The 17,774-nt window shown below is 36.5% G+C and carries 14 protein-coding genes; 7 read left to right on the top strand and 7 right to left on the bottom strand.

What is annotated here, in order from left to right:
• Positions 1-10 precede the first annotated feature (10 nt).
• Both IP023_RS04805 and IP023_RS04800 read left to right on the top strand, forming a co-directional pair.
• The gene (locus IP023_RS04805; RefSeq protein WP_241789116.1) at positions 11-1,417 is read left to right on the top strand and encodes a hypothetical protein; all 1,407 of its coding nucleotides are present in this window, start codon (positions 11-13) and stop codon (positions 1,415-1,417) included.
• Positions 1,418-2,000: 583 nt separating this feature from the next.
• The gene (locus tag IP023_RS04800) at positions 2,001-3,401 is read left to right on the top strand and encodes a hypothetical protein (RefSeq protein WP_241789115.1); all 1,401 of its coding nucleotides are present in this window, start codon (positions 2,001-2,003) and stop codon (positions 3,399-3,401) included.
• Positions 3,402-3,457: 56 nt separating this feature from the next.
• On the opposite strand, the gene IP023_RS04795 is transcribed toward IP023_RS04800, so the two are convergent.
• On the bottom strand, positions 3,458-3,805 hold the full coding sequence (locus IP023_RS04795) for a phage holin family protein (protein WP_241789114.1): 348 nt from the start codon (positions 3,803-3,805) through the stop codon (positions 3,458-3,460).
• Between the two features lie 173 nt (positions 3,806-3,978).
• On the opposite strand from IP023_RS04795, the gene IP023_RS04790 reads away from it, so the two are divergent.
• The 3 genes from IP023_RS04790 (at position 3,979) to typA (ending at position 7,854) form a co-directional block, all read left to right on the top strand.
• The gene (locus tag IP023_RS04790) at positions 3,979-4,407 is read left to right on the top strand and encodes a DUF2147 domain-containing protein (RefSeq protein ID WP_241789113.1); all 429 of its coding nucleotides are present in this window, start codon (positions 3,979-3,981) and stop codon (positions 4,405-4,407) included.
• A gap of 173 nt (positions 4,408-4,580) precedes the next feature.
• Positions 4,581-5,771, top strand: coding sequence for a glycine C-acetyltransferase (kbl, locus tag IP023_RS04785; protein ID WP_241789112.1), 1,191 nt, complete (start codon positions 4,581-4,583; stop codon positions 5,769-5,771).
• A 277-nt stretch (positions 5,772-6,048) separates the two neighbouring features.
• On the top strand, positions 6,049-7,854 hold the full coding sequence (gene typA / locus IP023_RS04780; protein WP_241789111.1) for a translational GTPase TypA: 1,806 nt from the start codon (positions 6,049-6,051) through the stop codon (positions 7,852-7,854).
• Positions 7,855-8,182: 328 nt separating this feature from the next.
• On the opposite strand, the gene IP023_RS04775 is transcribed toward typA, so the two are convergent.
• The 4 genes from IP023_RS04775 to IP023_RS04760 all read right to left on the bottom strand — a co-directional run bounded on the left by IP023_RS04775 (position 8,183) and on the right by IP023_RS04760 (position 12,181).
• Positions 8,183-8,680, bottom strand: coding sequence for an ecotin family protein (locus IP023_RS04775; RefSeq protein WP_241789110.1), 498 nt, complete (start codon positions 8,678-8,680; stop codon positions 8,183-8,185).
• A gap of 46 nt (positions 8,681-8,726) precedes the next feature.
• Positions 8,727-9,812 (bottom strand): serine hydrolase domain-containing protein, encoded by a 1,086-nt coding sequence (locus IP023_RS04770; protein ID WP_241789109.1) that lies wholly within the window; start codon positions 9,810-9,812, stop codon positions 8,727-8,729.
• A 1-nt stretch (position 9,813) separates the two neighbouring features.
• Positions 9,814-10,992 carry a DmpA family aminopeptidase gene (locus IP023_RS04765; RefSeq protein WP_241789108.1) on the bottom strand — a complete coding sequence of 393 codons (1,179 nt, stop codon included), beginning with the start codon at positions 10,990-10,992 and terminating at the stop codon, positions 9,814-9,816.
• A 79-nt stretch (positions 10,993-11,071) separates the two neighbouring features.
• Positions 11,072-12,181, bottom strand: a complete 1,110-nt coding sequence (locus IP023_RS04760; protein WP_241789107.1) for a DUF4407 domain-containing protein — start codon at positions 12,179-12,181, stop codon at positions 11,072-11,074.
• A 192-nt stretch (positions 12,182-12,373) separates the two neighbouring features.
• Here IP023_RS04760 and IP023_RS04755 point away from each other — a divergent pair, with 192 nt between their 5' ends.
• Positions 12,374-14,494: a M3 family metallopeptidase gene (locus IP023_RS04755; RefSeq protein WP_241789106.1), complete on the top strand. Its 2,121-nt coding sequence runs from the start codon at positions 12,374-12,376 to the stop codon at positions 14,492-14,494.
• A gap of 111 nt (positions 14,495-14,605) precedes the next feature.
• Positions 14,606-14,938, top strand: coding sequence for a hypothetical protein (locus IP023_RS04750; protein ID WP_241789105.1), 333 nt, complete (start codon positions 14,606-14,608; stop codon positions 14,936-14,938).
• A 245-nt stretch (positions 14,939-15,183) separates the two neighbouring features.
• Here the strand turns inward: IP023_RS04750 and IP023_RS04745 are convergent, their stop codons facing one another.
• Together IP023_RS04745 and truA are read right to left on the bottom strand one after the other, a co-directional pair.
• Complete coding sequence (locus IP023_RS04745) at positions 15,184-16,881, bottom strand: ABC transporter ATP-binding protein (RefSeq protein ID WP_394801845.1); 1,698 nt, start codon at positions 16,879-16,881, stop codon at positions 15,184-15,186.
• A gap of 74 nt (positions 16,882-16,955) precedes the next feature.
• Positions 16,956-17,711: a tRNA pseudouridine(38-40) synthase TruA gene (gene truA, locus IP023_RS04740; protein ID WP_241789103.1), complete on the bottom strand. Its 756-nt coding sequence runs from the start codon at positions 17,709-17,711 to the stop codon at positions 16,956-16,958.
• Positions 17,712-17,774 lie beyond the last annotated feature (63 nt).

Below are 17,774 nucleotides of genomic sequence, written 5' to 3'. Positions count from 1 at the left end.
TAATATAGCCATGAATAATACAATCATAAAATCAATTTTAATAGGTTCTGCAGTAGCCATTGGTATAATGTATTCTTGTTCAAAAAATGATAATCCAACTATTGTTACAGAGCAAGAAGATGATGGTGCTGATAATCAAGAACGGAGATTTATAACTTTTACTGCAGCAATACCTAATGATGCAACGCCTCCTGTCCCAGGAGATGGAGGGACGCTTGCTTTTGCCCTAACGGAAGAGGAAGCGCGAGATCCTTCAATGACCATAGATATTTTTACGAATGGGTATAGCCTTAGGTCGCAAAGAACGGCCCGTGTTCAAGCTTCTGTAAATGGTAATTATCTGTACAATATTCAATATACAGGTGTAGATGGAGGGGTTTTCAATAAGTATACTGTCAATGGTGGTAATAAATATGAAGACACCGGCCAACAATTAAATACGTTTTCGATTTTGGGAGCATCCCCGCGTTGGGTAAAATCTGTTGAAGGTATAGGTATTGGTGTGAGCATGGCGGGAGCTATGTCGCCAATAGATCCGGATCGTGCAGAGGCTGGGACCCAAACCTATCAGTATGTAAGGGGCACAGCGAGTGTTGCAGTATTAGATCTTAATGATCCTAAATTGATTAATTCTACAGTTTTTGAATTTCCTTTTACTGAAGAGGAAAAAAATGAAGGTTATACTGTTAACCGTATAGATGTACCTGTATTGAATGCCGCAAGAAATAAAGTTTTTATTGGCTGTAATATCACAAAAGTAGATCCTGAAAAACCATTAGTAAGACGGGTGAATGCACAAACAAATGCTGTGTCATGGTCTTGGGTGTCTGACAATGAAAATATTAAAGGATCTGTTACCCTTGTTTTAGATTACCCTTCATTGGCCAATCCAACATTGATATGGTCGACACAGAGTAGGTTTGGGAACAGTAGCTATCGTACGATGACGCAGTATGTAGGGACAGATGGTAATATTTACCAAGCTACTGGCGCTAATATTACGAGTTATCCGCATATTTTGCGTATTGATAGAAATACCGATACCTACGACAATTCTTATTTGTTTGATTTAGCGGCAGCTTTAAATATAACGACAGGGCGTGTAGGTATAAAAGCATGGACTTATATACGAGATGGCCAAGCTGTTGCTATATATGATATTGATGGCAGGGGTGGCTATATAGCGTTATTAGATTTAAATGCTAAAACCGCACGAAGGATTTCCAATCAATATGAAGCTACCTTAGATTTTGTTCAGTATCAAAATATAGGTGTTGTTGGTGACTTTGCTTATATTCCATTAACACCTAGTGGAGTTGATGGTCAGATTTATGTGGTCAATTGGAAAGATGGTTCTGTTGTTTTAGGTGCTAGATTGAAGAATCAATCTGGTAGTTACTATATTGGATCGTATTAATTGGTATATAGTATAACAGACAACAAGAGGGAACCAAGCCGTGGTATCCCTCTTGTTAGTTCTCTATATTTAAGGTAGTTCGTTTAAGGAACTATATAATGCTGTAGACCTGCTTAATTCATAGTAGAAAACCAAAATTATCTTTTTTCCTCCTACTATAATCCATGAAATTGCTAATCGTTCAACGATGTGTTTACCTTATATTAATGTATAAGGAGTTTTGTTCGATGTACCTTATCACTTATTGCCAATCTGGTAGTTTTGATTCCCGCATGCGTAATCTTCTTGTTTATAATAATTCTATATTTGACCAGTAAATTAACTATAGGTTAATTTAAAATTATTTTTTTTCTGTGTATTACAATTTCTTGATTAATCTATGGACTTTATTTATGGGATTTAGTTCCAGGTTTGTGTAGTGTAATAAGAATCATATCATTCATAAAGAGATAAAATTTTATAGGCTAATAGTCAATTCAATTGGAGCGAATCTGTCGTAGAATCTTGCTGTTAGATGAACCTTAGATATGTAAGTATAAAGATGTAATCCTTAAATAAATTATAAATGAATAATAATAAAGTTATGAACAATTTTTTTTTTAGATCCGCCCTCTTCGGGAGCTTCATTGCGCTAGGTATAATGACTGCTTGTACTAGGAGTACAGATCCTACTCCTAGAGCCGAAAAGTTAGAAGATGGCGCAGACAATGAGGATAGAAAATATATTACCCTATCAGCTACTTTTCCAGATGCTCAGGGAGTACCTGGAAATGGAGGTACATTGGTATATGGTTTAACGGAAGCCGAAGCTAGAGATGATACGAAAACAATTGATATCTATAAGGATGGTTATGCTGTACGCTCTGATAGAACGGCCCGTGTGCAGGGGTCTATAAATGGCAATTATTTGTATAATATTCAGTATCGAGGTGTAAATGGTGGCGTCTTTAATAAATTTAAAGTGGAAGGAGCCGGAAATTTTATAGATACAGGTGAAGAAATAAATACAGCTGCTATTTTAGGTCAAACTCCTCGATGGGTTAAATCTGCTGAAGGAATAGGTATTGGCGTCGAAATTCAAGGGTATTCATCTCCTATTGATCCCGAGAAAGCTGAAAATGGAACGCAAGAGTATGTATTTAACAGAGGGAATATTGCTGTCGCTGTATTGGACCTCCACAATCCAAGCTTAATCAATTCTACGGATATTGTATTCCCATTGTCCGAAGAGGATAAGAAGGCTGGCTATACCGTAGATCGTGTAGATGTGCCAGTCTTAAATGAAGCGAAGACCAAAGTATTCATAGGATGTAAATTGATGAAGGTAAATCCTAATAAGCCTCCTGTAAAAATGGTGAATGCCAGAACAGGTGTAGAAGAGTGGGTATGGGAGAATGATGACGCAAATATAAGAGGTACCGTATCCTTAGTACTGGATTATCCTTCACTGGCAAATCCGACGTTGATATGGTCAACACAAAGTAAATTTGGTAATAATAGCTTAAGGACGATGTCTCAATATGTAGGTACTGATAAGCATGTATATCAGTCTACAGGGGTAAATATTATTAGCTATCCTCATATTCTACGTATAGATAGAGCTACAAATACGTATGACAATGATTATTTGTTTGATTTGGCTGTAGCGTTGAATATCACATCTGGGCGTGTAGGTATCAAGGCATGGACGTATATCCAAGATGGCAAAGCTATAGTGATCTATGATATAGATAGCAAAGGTGGATATATTGCGCTAATCGATCTTAATGCCAAGACAGCAACTAAAGTGGCCAATGATTTTGAATCACAATTGGACTTTACGCAATTTCAAAATATTGTCGTAGCAGGTGACAATGCGTTTATTCCGCTAACACCTCCGAGTTTGGATGGGCAATTGTATATCGTTAATTGGAAGACAGGGGCAACACAGAAAGGGGTGAAACTCAAAAATCAGTCCGGTAGTTATTATATTGGATCGTATTAGTTGTAATGAGTATAAAAGAAAAGGCAACTCCAAAGAGTTGCCTTTTCTTTTATACACTATTTTGTCTTTCCTTTTATACTATCAGTAATCATTTCGAGAACTGCAACAGCTATCGCAAAAAATGCAGTATTCCAAAATCCTTCTACTTCAAATTTTGAGCCTAGTATTGAGTCACTTAGCTGTATCATAAGAATGGTAATAATAAAGGATACTAAACCAAATGTCAACCAATTTAAAGGGAAGGTAAATAAACGAAGGATTCCGCCAATAATAGCATTAACGGCACCAATAACTAGTCCTGCAATAATCGCCCACCAAAAGTTCTCTACATGAGCACCTGGGATAACATATGTTGCGATAGTGACAACTAATCCGGTAAGTAACAAAGAAATAATAAATCTCATTATAAAATGTTTGTTTAAGTAGATGTTCAAATTTAATGCCAGCTATACATACCTAATGGTATGTTAAACGATAACTAAATGTTGTTATAACAAATATAATAAATTAAGTAAATATGCTCGCATAGAAAAAAATAGTATCTTGTATAATACGATTTTATAATGAAAGATAATATATGAAAACATTAATGTTCACATTGACAATGGTTATAGCTTCTATATCCTTGTTTGCGCAGTCTGGAGATATAGTTGGTAAATGGACTACCATAGATGATGATACGGGTAAAGCGAAGTCTATTGTAGAAATATATAAAAAAGCAGATGGCAAATATTATGGTAAAATATTTAAATTGTTACAGAAACCAGAGCATGAAACATGCGTAGCTTGTAAGGATGATCGCAAGAATAAGCCGCTAATAGGGCTAGAGATTATTCGTGGCTTGAAGAAGGAGGGTAAAGAGTTTACCGGTGGAACGATCACAGATCCAAAATCTGGGAAGACATATAAATGCACCATTATCCGCGATGGTGATAAATTAAATGTGCGCGGCTACATGGGGTTCTCACTCCTTGGACGCACACAGACCTGGACATTGGATAAGTAATTAATCCAAAATAAATTAAAAAGGGCAGTTTTTATACTGCCTTTTTTAATTTAAAATCAAACAATCGATTTCGTTTAAAGAGTTTCTTTTTTAATCTTATCTTTGATAAATAGAATATTTAGCATGAAATATCGTACGTGTTAAATAGCTTCTTTAAATTTAAAAAAAATCGTATGTATAAAACATTAAAGCCTGTATTAGAGCAAGAACTTGCTGCTATAAAGGAAGCTGGTTTGTATAAGCAAGAGCGTATTATTACTACTCCTCAAGGAGCAGATATAAAAGTAAGTACAGGACAGGAAGTAGTAAATTTCTGTGCTAATAATTACCTAGGATTGTCTTCTCATCCCAAAGTATTAGAGGCTGCCAAAAAGGCTATCGATACTTATGGATATGGGATGTCATCTGTTCGTTTTATCTGTGGTACTCAAGATATTCATAAAGAATTAGAAGCTAAATTGTCGAAGTTCTTAGGAACTGAGGATACTATATTGTATGCTGCAGCATTTGATGCGAATGGTGGTGTATTCGAACCTTTGTTAGGTGCTGAAGATGCGATCATCTCTGATGAATTAAATCACGCCTCTATTATTGATGGGGTCCGTCTGTGTAAAGCGCAGCGTTTCCGTTACAAAAACTGTGATATGGCAGATTTAGAAGCTCAGTTGCAAGCAGCAGCGGGTGCGCGTCACCGTATCATTGTTACAGATGGTGCATTTTCAATGGATGGTTCAGTAGCGCCGCTTGATAAAATCTGTGATTTAGCAGACAAATATGAAGCATTGGTCATGATTGACGAATCTCACTGTACAGGGTTTATTGGGCAAACAGGACGTGGAACACACGAGTTATGTAATGTAATTGATCGTGTAGATATTATTACGGGAACTTTGGGTAAAGCGCTTGGTGGTGCTTCTGGTGGTTTTACATCTGGCCGCAAAGAGATCATTGACATGTTGCGTCAGCGCTCTCGTCCATATTTATTCTCTAATACTTTAGCCCCTGCTATTGCGGGTGCTTCGGTTGCGGTATTGGATATGTTGAGCGAAACAACAGAGTTACGTGACAAATTAGAGTTTAATACTAAATACTTCCGTGAGAAGATGACTGAAGCTGGTTTTGATATCAAACCAGGTTTCCATCCGATTGTACCAGTGATGCTATATGATGCCAAATTAGCCCAAGAATTTGCCGCTAAAATGTTAGATGAAGGTATCTATGTAATTGGATTCTATTATCCTGTTGTACCACAAGGAAAAGCACGTATTCGTACACAAATATCTGCGGGTCATGATATAGCGCATTTGGATAAAGCAATCGCTGCATTTACGAAGGTAGGTAAGGAATTAGGTGTTATAAACTAGTGTTTATAGTATATCTTATAATTTAAAAAGCCTTGAATTTCAAGGCTTTTTTGTGTATTTAAGTGTTTAGAAGGTCTTGGTCTAGTCAAAATATTGTTACCTTTTAATTTTGGAGATGATTAGCTTAATGTACCTTAATAGCGTTTTTTTAGTCTAATACGCGTAGTTAATAATAAATTAATTTGATATTTTGAAAAAAAACACGGAAAAATACAAAATATGAGACACAAAATATATATCTTTGCACCTCTGTTTTTTTATAATACATTATCGCTCAATGCAAAATATTAGAAATATCGCGATTATCGCTCACGTCGATCACGGGAAAACTACATTAGTAGACAAAATCTTACATTTCACAAATCTTTTTAGAGATAATGATGGTACAGGTGATTTAATTCTAGACAATAATGATTTAGAACGTGAACGCGGTATTACAATCGTTGCTAAAAATGTTTCAGTTCAATATAAAGGCGTTAAAATTAACGTTATTGACACTCCTGGTCACGCCGATTTCGGTGGTGAGGTAGAGCGTGTCTTAAAGATGGCTGATGGTGTTGTGTTATTAGTAGATGCGTTTGAAGGGCCAATGCCTCAAACACGTTTTGTAACACAAAAAGCGTTAGCTTTAGGTTTGAAACCTCTTGTTGTGGTTAACAAAGTAGACAAAGAAAACTGTCGTCCTGATGAGGTTTATGAGAATGTATTTGACTTATTCTATAGCTTAGATGCGACAGAAGAGCAATTAGCATTCCCTGTTTTATATGGTTCATCTAAAAATGGATGGATGTCTACAGATTGGAAAGAGCCGAAAGAAGATGTATCTGAATTATTAGATGCTATCATCGATCACTTCCCACCGTCTCCTTTCGTTGAAGGTACTTTACAAATGCAAATTACATCGTTAGATTACTCTACTTTCGTAGGTCGTATTGCTATCGGTCGTGTTGCGCGTGGTACAATCAAAGAAAACCAACCTATTTCATTAATGAAACGTGATGGCAAAATCGTTAAATCACGCGTTAAAGAATTGCACACTTTTGAGGGCTTAGGCCGTCGTCGTGTAGCAGAGGTTGCTTGTGGTGATATCTGTGCGGTTGTTGGTGTTGAAGGTTTTGATATTGGTGATACTATCGCTGATTTCGAGAATCCAGAACAATTAGAGGTTATCAGCATCGATGAGCCTACAATGAACATGTTGTTTACGATTAATAACTCTCCATTCTTCGGTAAAGAAGGTAAATTAGTTACTTCTCGTCACATTCATGATCGTTTACAAAAGGAATTAGAGAAAAACTTAGCATTACGTGTTGTTCCTACAGAATCTCCTGATGCTTGGTTAGTATATGGTCGTGGTATTCTTCACTTGTCTGTATTGATCGAAACAATGCGTCGTGAAGGTTACGAATTACAAGTAGGTCAACCTCAAGTAATCTTGAAAGAAATCGATGGTAAAAAATGTGAGCCTATCGAGGTTTTAGTTGTTGACGTACCTGCTGAAGTATCTGGCAAAGTTATCGAGTTAGTAACGCAACGTAAAGGTGAGTTGTTGATTATGGAAACAAAAGGCGAGATGCAACACTTAGAGTTTGATATCCCTTCTCGTGGTATCATCGGTTTACGTAACAACGTATTGACAGCTACTGCTGGTGAGGCTGTAATGGCACACCGTCTGAAAGGTTACGAGCCGTGGAAAGGTACTATCCCTGGACGTTTGCATGGTGTATTGATCTCTTTAGATAAAGGTACTACTACTGCTTACTCTATCGATAAATTACAAGATCGTGGTAAATTCTTTGTGGATCCAGGAGCTGACATTTATGAAGGTCAAATCTTAGGTGAGCACATCCGTGACAACGATTTAACAATTAACATTGTTAAAGGAAAACAATTGACAAATATGCGTGCTTCTGGTACAGATGACAATACACGTATTGCACCTGCTATTAAATTCTCTTTAGAGGAATGTATGGAGTATATCCAAGCAGATGAGTATATTGAAGTAACTCCTCAATCTATTCGTTTACGTAAGATCTACTTAACAGAAAATGAACGTAAAGTAAATGGTAAAAAATTCCAATAAGAATTTATTATTATAATATAAAAGAAAAGCCTCTCTTAGTACTAAGAGAGGCTTTTCTTTTGTTAAAGAATGAAAATTTATTGTTTAGTTTTATTTGATTCCATATTCTTGTTGCTTTTGTGGAATGCACAATAGCCAAATATATAAGCCGATATGAATAGCGATATTGGTAATGTGATGTAATTCAATGCTATAACCTGCGTGCTTTTATCGTTTGAAATACTCGTATATATACTTATCGTAATGAGAACTATACAAATGATAAATAGTGTTAGGGCTATTTTTTTATTGAATTCAAACATCATATTATACCTAATATCTTTTCTTTCTATTTAGCTTCTGCAGCTCTATATACTTCATTTTCTGCTTTGAATATCTTGAACTGTACATCATAGCCTTCCGGTACGTAAATAACAATAGGCATACGGCCATTATAATCTACAATCTGCGGACTTGCACTAACAAATAAATGACGGCCTTTGGCATCTGGGCATCCCATTAATGTACTTCGTACTTCTCCTTTGGTCGTAAAATCCCAATAGCTATAGCCCCAACCTTGTAAGTCCTTTTGTGTATATGTACCCATTAAGTTGAATGAATTGCAACCATCTACATCCATCCATTTGCCGACATAAAATTCGATTTTCTTGTTTGCGTCATTTTCCGAATAAGGAACTTCTATAATCATTTTTTTATACCCCTTTTGTGCCTCAGGGAATATTTTAGGATCTATTTTACTAATGACCGATTGTGCATTAGAAGAATTTAATCCTATAAACAGGGTAAGGATCAATGTTACCAGCACTCTAAATGTGTTCTTTATCATATAATTAACTTTATGCTATATTGTCCAATATTTATGCCAATAATAGCTAATCCAATTCGCCTTGACGCCAGTCATAAGCCCAAAAGGTTTGATTCGGACTCAAAAATAATTGCATTAATTTTTTCATCGCTGGAAATGCAGTATCGGAATTCATAAATACCGTTAATGTTTCTTTTGTGCTCGGGTAGGTAATAAAAAAGCAACGGAAGCCGGGATTTGATCCGGTGTGCCAATAGGCTGTTCCTTTTTCATTGAGCTGCATGCGCATACCTAGCGCACAAGGAACATATTGATCGTCGCTACTTATGGTCTTTCCTTTCTTGGCCTCCGCACTACGTGTCAACATTAATTGATGGGTAGTTTTTTTTAGGCCTTCCCCCTTCATAATGGCTTTGTTTACAAACCTTAGGTAGTCTTCCGATGTCGTGTATAGTGTATAAGCAGCATTACTCTTGCGGTATGTTCCTAGTTTGCGTGGTTTGTCATAGCTATAGTGACCATATGCGGTATTGTTAGCCAAGGAGTCATTCCATACGATATTACTTTTTGTCATAGCGAGTGGTTTTAATACTTCTTGCTCGATTATTTCCTGAAAACTCTTGCCTGTTATATGCTCCATTGTTTCCTGAAGGAAATAATATCCCTCCCCAGAATACATATAATCTGTGCCTGGTTCAAATTGGAGGGTTAATGGTGTTTTACGCCAAGTATCTGTCGGTACATCACCTTCCCAGTTTAATAAGCCACTGTGGTGGGTAAGCACCATGCGTGCCGTTATTTTATCGCCCCCAGGAGTTTCTTTTAGTCTATCATAAGCATAATAATCCAATAGGGGGGTGTCAAGGTTTATAAGACCTTGATCGATCAATCTAAAGAACGCGTAAGCAGCGACTACTTTAGTTAATGAAGCGGCCTGAAAACGTGTGTCAGAAAGAATAGGTTCATCTTCACCTTGTTTTTTTAGGCCCTGTACATAATTCTTTACCTCTTTTCCTTTGCTGAAGGATATTTGTATGCCCGGTGTACCGGCCAAATGCATTATTTCCTCTATTTGGGTATTTATATCTTGACTTTGCGCTGGGCTTATACATAGCAAGGAAATGAAGAGATATAGTGTGATGTATATTTTCATACTATTGCGTCATTGCTTTAGGTAGGCTACCGTGATCTAACGCGTTATATTTTTTTAATATTTCCAACGTTTCTTTGATCGGTAGTGCTTTGATGGTTTTATTGTTGTGTCCCGTCATATCTTCTGCCGCAAACATAGAGTTTAGGATAGCTTCTTCTGTAGCTTCCCATACGGCCATAAATAAGGGTGATAATTCGTCGTTGTGGATGTCTTCCGTCTGTAAGACTATGGCTCCTTTATTGTTGTAGGGTGTTCTAGTAGCAGGGTGTGTACTAAAGGCAATTGAATAATCACCAGAACCATTGGATGAAAAACCACCCACATTTCCAAAGGCAATATATGATCGCTTGGCAAGTCTTTTCAAGTTGCGACTTGACAAGGGTGCGTCGGTAGCTATTACAATCATACATGAACCATCTGCCTTAGGTGCATTCTTCGGATTCATCATATAGTAGTTTTGTAATTCTCTACCTACTGGCGCGCCATTGATATTCAAGACACCACCAAAATTGGTCTGTACGAGTACGCCAACAGTATATCCTCCTTTTGAAGGCGGTAATACACGGGATGCGGTGCCGATTCCTCCTTTGAACCCAAGACATTCTGTGCCTACTCCGGCGCCGACATTACCTTCTTTGACAGCTCCTATGGATGCAGTTTGGATGGCTTCGAAGACATCTTCTTTTTGGACATGTCTACCACGGATGTCATTAAGGCCACCATCATTGGTTTCACCGATCACGGAGTTTACAGATTTGATATTTTCATTGCCTGGTAGGCTAATCATATAGTCGATCAAGGCATCTGCTACTTTCGGAGCATTGAGTGTATTGGTCAATAATATGGGGGTTTCTATATTTCCTAATTCTTCAATCTGTGAAATACCCATCATTTTACCAAAGCCATTGCCTACATATACTGCGGCTGCTACTTTATCTTGAAATAGATTGCCACTATGTGGAATAATAGCGGTTATACCTGTACGGACATTATTGTCTTTGATGACGGATTTTTGTCCTACTTTTACCCCAGGTACATCAGTGATCCCATTCAGCTTTCCTGTGGGCAAGATACCCGTTACGATATTAAAATCACGTGCACGTCCTCTTCCTGATTGTGAATAGGAGTGGTAACTGATAGACAATAAGGCTATGACAAGTCCTAGGACATTTTTTTTCATACAAAATAAGGTTGATCCAGTTAAAACATACAAAATACTGATACTAACCTAATTTTTATACTAAAAATGAATTTTATTTTTAATCTATTTTTTTGTTTCTCTCGTAGGCTTCCGTCATTTCATCCATTCTACGCTTGATGGCGACATCAGTGCGGTAGGGAATAAGTTGATTGAGTGCATTTTTCTCTATATCAATATCTGAAGCAGATTCAAAATTGTGAACGGTGCGTTTATTGTTTATAGCAATGTCGTAAGGATCTCTTCCGCTCATCAATTTTACTAATACAGGTAAGCACTCAAAAAATATAAATAAACACGCGATAAATAGAACAGCATATTCTGTAGATTGATTTGTCGTGCCATCCGCATTAATATGCAATTTGCTCAACGCAGCATTTCGGTCTGCAAAGCCAGCATTGTTAATAGCACTATCTAAGGACGCGTCAGAAAGGATTTTGACATCCATTAATCCTTCTTTCTCTTTTTTGGTTAAGAGTATATTTTCTTTGCGTATTACTTGTGCTCGTAATGTGTCAAGAAATATTTCTTGTTTTTTAAGGCTTTCTTCCTTCATCTTCGCGTATGGGCCATAGCCCATGACACCTGATGTTTCCGTAGTTTTAGTACCAAATATTTCATGGTTCAATTTTTGACGTTCACTCTTTATAGCACTTTCCAAAGAATCTGATTGTGTCTTTAGGCTCATTAATTGTTTGTATTCTACTTGATATTTATGCTCAAAAGTGCTGTTTAGTGTGTCAATAGTTGCTTGTTGGTTTTTAAGATATTCTACCCGTAGATGTTCGCTGATTTCTTTCTCAAAAATTTTCAATTCTAAAGGTCTAGAAATAACAATACCGATGATTATAGCCAAGATAATTCGCGGCAATGCTTGTAAGAATTGCTTCAATCCAGTTTTGGACTTATCAATACTTAGGACGATGTATCTGTCCATATTGAAAATCGCTAATCCCCAGATGACGCCAAATAATGTGGCATAAATTAGCGCAAATGCACTGCCACTAAATACAAAATACAAAGCATAACCACCTGCTACGGCAGCAAATAGACCGGTGAAAAATATTGTAGCACCAATGCTAAAATATTTATTTTGTTCTTCGGGGTATTTTTTTAGTGTGGCTTTATGGACTCCAGCGCACCACCAAAAGAACTTTTTCAAACTTTTCATTATCCTAATACAGTATGTATGTAAAAACTTGTACAAAAGTAGGTTAGTTTAAGAATGTTATTTGTTATTATTCGGTCAAATTGGGGTTTTGGTCGGTCAAATAGTGTTAAATATCTGTTTAAGGAAAATATTCTTTTGTTAATTAATGACTACCTTTGTTCCTTATAATTTCGGAAACAATAAATTGATAATATGATAAAAAGAAGCTTTTTTCCTTTTTTAGTTGTTGCAGCCATTGTAGTGGGCTGTACTAATGATAAGAAAAATGATTATTCGGATAATCCCTTGTTAGCCAAATACGAAACTCCATTTGAGGTTCCTCCTTTTGATAAAATTAAAGATGAACATTTCAGACCTGCTTTTGAAGAAGCAATACGTGTACACAATTTAGAAATTGATAGTATTGTTAATAATACAGAGGCTCCCACATTTGATAATACTATTGTAGCATTAGAAAATGCGGGTTCTTTATTAAGTAAGGTATCATCTGTATTCTCTAGCTTAAACTCCGCAAATACCAATGATACGATTCAAGCGATAGCCAAAGATTTGGCGCCTCTATTGTCTGGGCATAGAGATAATATTGCGCTTAATGGTAAGCTTTTTGAACGTGTAAAAACAGTATATAATACTAAAGAATCTTTTGGATTAGATGCGGAAGATCAAAAATTATTAGAAGAATCTTATAAAGGATTTGTACGTTCTGGCGCAAATTTGTCAGATACAGATAAAGAAAAATTGAAAAAAATAAATGCTGAATTATCAGTATTAACAACAGCATTTGGACAAAATTTGTTAGCAGAAACAAATTCTTTTGAGCTTGTTGTCGACAAAGAAGAAGATTTGGCGGGCTTGCCAGCGGGGCTAAAAGCTGCTGCTGCAGAAACGGCTAAAGCAAAAGGAAAAGAGGGCAAATGGGTATTTACATTATCGAATCCTTCGGTAATGCCTTTCTTGCAATATGCTGATAATCGTGAGCTACGTAAACAAATATGGGACGGATACCAAATGAGAAGCAATAATGGTAATGCTCAAGATAATAATGAAACATTAATCAAAATAGCTAACCTACGTTTGCAAAGGGCTAATTTATTAGGATATCCTTCGCATGCGGCCTATGTTTTAGAAGAATCCATGGCTGCAAACTCATCTAATGCATATGCTTTATTGAATAAACTGTGGAATCCTGCCTTAAATAAGGCAAAAGTTGAAGCAGCAGATATTCAAAAAGTAATGGCTGACGAAGGTTTTGATTTTGATGTAGCACCTTATGATTGGAGATACTATGCAGAAAAAATTAGATCTACTCGTTTTGCGTTGAATGAAGAAGAATTAAAACCTTATTTCTCCCTTACTGCAGTAAGAGAAGGGGCATTTGCTACAGCAAACAAATTATGGGGTATTACTTTTGTAGCCTTAAATAATGTGCCTACCTACCATCCTGAGGTTGAAGTGTATGAAGTGAAGGATAAAGATGGTTCTCACTTAGGCTTATTATATGCTGACTTCTTTCCACGTGAGTCAAAACGTGGTGGTGCTTGGATGACTTCATTCCGCGATCAGTTTACCAAAGATGGTAAGCGTATCGCTCCTGTTATTTCTATCGTATGTAACTTTACAAAACCTGTAGGAGATCAACCAGCTTTATTGACTTTTGACGAAGCGAGTACATTATTCCATGAGTTTGGTCATGCGTTACATGGTTTATTCTCTAATGTAAAATATCAATCTTTAGCAGGTACATCTGTTTCCCGTGACTTTGTAGAATTACCTTCTCAAATTATGGAAAACTGGGCTAGTGATCCTGAAGTATTGAAATCTTATGCTAAGCATTATAAAACTGGTGAAGCTATTCCTGACTCATTGATTACTAAGATGGAGAATGCGGGTACTTTTGATCAAGGCTTTGCAACCACAGAATATCTTTCTGCTTCGTTATTAGATATGGATTATCATTCTATTACAAAGCCGATCACCGTAGATGCAAAAACGTTCGAAAAGACAGCTATGGATAAAGCAGGTCTTATTGACGCTATTATTCCGCGTTATAAAAGCCCTTATTTCCAACATATATTCTCTAACCCTGTAGGTTATTCAGCAGGTTACTATGCATATATATGGGCCGAAGTATTGGATTCTGATGCTTTTGCAGCATTCAAAGAAAAAGGAATATATGACCCTGCTACCGCAGAATCTTTCCGTAAAAATATTTTAGAAAAGGGAAATACTGAAGATCCGGCTAAATTGTATAAAGCATTTAGAGGTCAAGATCCAGATCCTATTCACCTAATGAAAAAAAGAGGATTGAATTAATTCGCTTAACAATAGTATAAAGCCGCTTTTTAAAAAGAAGCGGCTTTTTTATTGCATATATTTTTGGCCTTATGATTTATTTATTTATATTTGGTCTAAATAAGAATAGATATGTGTCAATCAACTATTTTGAATACTAAAGGAAATACTATAATAAGTTATTGTCCGAGGTGCCAAAACCATTATGTTTGGCAGCGTTCATTTTTATTAACTTTTACCTTACAGCAATTTGAATGTTTTGCCTCAGAAATTCATGTCAAACAATACGATAGGGAATTTGTACGTTTTCCGGATGGCACATTCAGGACCTATTTAGAAACCCCTATGCGGGAGGTTTTACTAACCTTTACCGAGTTAGAGTGGTTCGATTTTAGTAAAGCTATTCAAGAATCTTATTATATGCGTGAGATTTATGAAATCATCAATAAAGATATTAAGTCCTAGTCTCCGACCAATACATATTAAATCATTGATCTAGGCACAAATTCAAAAACTTCATTTCACTCTCTTTAAATTTGTAATCTGAAAATTCCTCTTAGTAACGGCTAAGGGGATTTTCTTTATTAACTATAGCCTAGCATTATATCTTGGTATACCTCCAAAAAAAGCTTCAAGATTTAGAGAATCCGTGAAGCTTTTTTGAGATATTTAAGGCTATGTCTTCGTAATATATAAGAATACTGGGCTAACTATATACCGTTAGAATTGAATTGTAAATCGTATAGATTTTTATAATATCCTTCTAATCGAAGAAGCTCTTGATGGGAGCCTATTTCTTTAAGCTCCCCTTTATCTAATACGATGATTTTGTCTGCCTTTTGGATTGTAGATAGGCGATGTGCTATCACAATAGCAGTTCTACCTTGCATCATATTATCAATAGCAGATTGAATAGTTTGTTCTGTCTCTGTATCAATAGATGACGTTGCCTCATCGAGGATTAAGATCTTCGGATCATGTACCAATGCTCTGATAAAGGAGATCAGCTGACCTTGGCCAGATGATAATGTAGCGCCACGTTCTTGTACCTGATAATCAAATCCGGAGGGTAGATTATTAATGAAAGTGTAAGCACCGATTTGTTTTGACGCATCAATAATTTGATCTAAATTGATAGCTGGATTATTAAGGCTTATATTATTCTTTACGGTATCCGAAAAAAGAAATACATCTTGTAGCACTGTAGCTATATTTTCACGTAGAAATCTCAAATCGTATGCTCTGATATCGATACCATCCAATAGTATTTGGCCCTTTTGGATCTCATAGAATCGACTTAGAATATTTATTATAGAAGATTTGCCGGCGCCGGTAGCACCAACTAATGCTAATGTTTCTCCAGGTTTTACGGTGAAACTAACATCACGTAATACCCATTTCTCTTCGTTATACGCAAACCAGACGTTCTTAAACTCAATAGCACCTTTGATATTATCAGGTTTCAAGGTACCTGTATCAGGTGTAAATTCATCCGTATCTAAAACGTCAAATATACGCTCCGCAGATACCATTCCCATTTGAAGGGTATTGAACTTGTCTATTAACTCCCGGATAGGTCTAAATATAATATTGATATACATCAAAAATGCCACCACTACACCAGGGGATATTACATCTTCGATGATCTGTTTTGATCCATACCAAACTAATAAACCAGTAGAAATAGCGACGAAAATTTCTAAGACAGGAAAGAAAATTGAAAAATACCAATTCGCACGAATATGCGCATTGCGCTGTTCTTTATTGATGACTTCAAATTTCTTAAACTCTTGATCCTCGCGTGAGAAGTACTGAATGATAGCCATTCCCGAAATATGCTCCTGCAGGAATGTATTTAGATTAGCCACCCAAAGTCTTACATCTTGAAATGCCGACTTCATCGCTTCTTTAAAGATATATGTCGCCCATATCATCAAAGGCATGGGTACTAATATAATCAATGTCAGCCTCCAGTCGGTATAGAACATCACCCCAAATATTACGACCAGTTGCAATAGATCGCCTATAATCTGTATTAATCCTTCGGAGAATATATTGGCTATAGTTTCTAAATCCGATATCGTACGCGTGATTAATTTACCGATCGGGGTATTATCAAAATATTTTAACCGTAGGTTGGTAATATGGTTGAATACCTGAATACGGATGTCACGAATGACGGATTGACCCAGTGTATTCGTCATCAACGTATGAAAATAACGTATTATAGTCTGTACGACTAGCAAGAGCAGCATGAGCAACAACATCGTGTTGAGGCCATCATATTTACCAGATAAAATATATCTATCTAGTGTATGTTCTATTAATAGTGGTAGCGCTGGTGCTACTGCCGCCAACAAAAGCGTAAGAATAACAGAGATCCAGAAAATAACGCGGTAAGGGCGCATGTATTTTGCTAAGCGACCTAGTAATTTACTGTCGTATGTATTTCCCGAGATATTATCCTTTGCCAAAATATAAGTTATATATAAGTGTATGCTACTTTTGTTAAATAAAGGCCATGAGCAGGAACTGAAGTGCCCGCTTGTGAGCGACTTTTGCTCGCTAAAACATCATCAATATACGAAATAGGCTTGCCTTTGATACCTACTTCCAACAATGTCCCCACAATAGCGCGTACCATATTACGTAAGAATCTGTTTGCTGTAATATGAAAGACAATACCCTTATCATTTTTTACCCATTTTGCTTCCGTGATCGTACAAATATTCGTAAAAACTTGCGTATTTGATTTACTAAAACATTCAAAATCCTTCGTGCCGATTAATTTTTCTGCCGCTAAGTTCATTTTTTCCATATCTGGAATATCGCGTAGCAACCATGATTTGTTGATCAAGAATGGATCTTTATGAAAATGTATGTGATATTCATACGATCGCTCTGTCGCATCAAATCTAGCGTGTGCTTCTTTATCTACTTCGATCACCCGTTGAACGGAGATGTCAAAAGGTAGCAATGCATTGATCGAGTGAACACAGCGTTCAGGCTGATTTACGAGCTTTTCATGGTTACTGTCAAAATGAACAAATAACTGCTTTGCATGAACGCCTGTATCTGTACGTCCGGCGCCAACGGTTTCTACCGTTTCTCTCAAAAATGTATGTAAGGCTTTATCTAGCTTTTCCTGAACAGCGGTTGCATTGGGCTGTGTCTGCCATCCGTGATATGCACTCCCATCATAGGCTATTTCTAAGAAAAATCGTTTTCTATTTTCCACTTAACAAAGTTAGGAAAAACATTCTTTGATATATGTCATGCTTTTCAAATCTTATCTACAATT

The sequence above is a fragment of the Sphingobacterium rhinopitheci genome (genome assembly GCF_022627575.1).
GTDB classification, from domain to species: domain Bacteria; phylum Bacteroidota; class Bacteroidia; order Sphingobacteriales; family Sphingobacteriaceae; genus Sphingobacterium; species Sphingobacterium rhinopitheci.
Note: the sequence above shows the minus strand (reverse complement) of the source record. Positions and strands in the feature narration are given on the sequence as shown.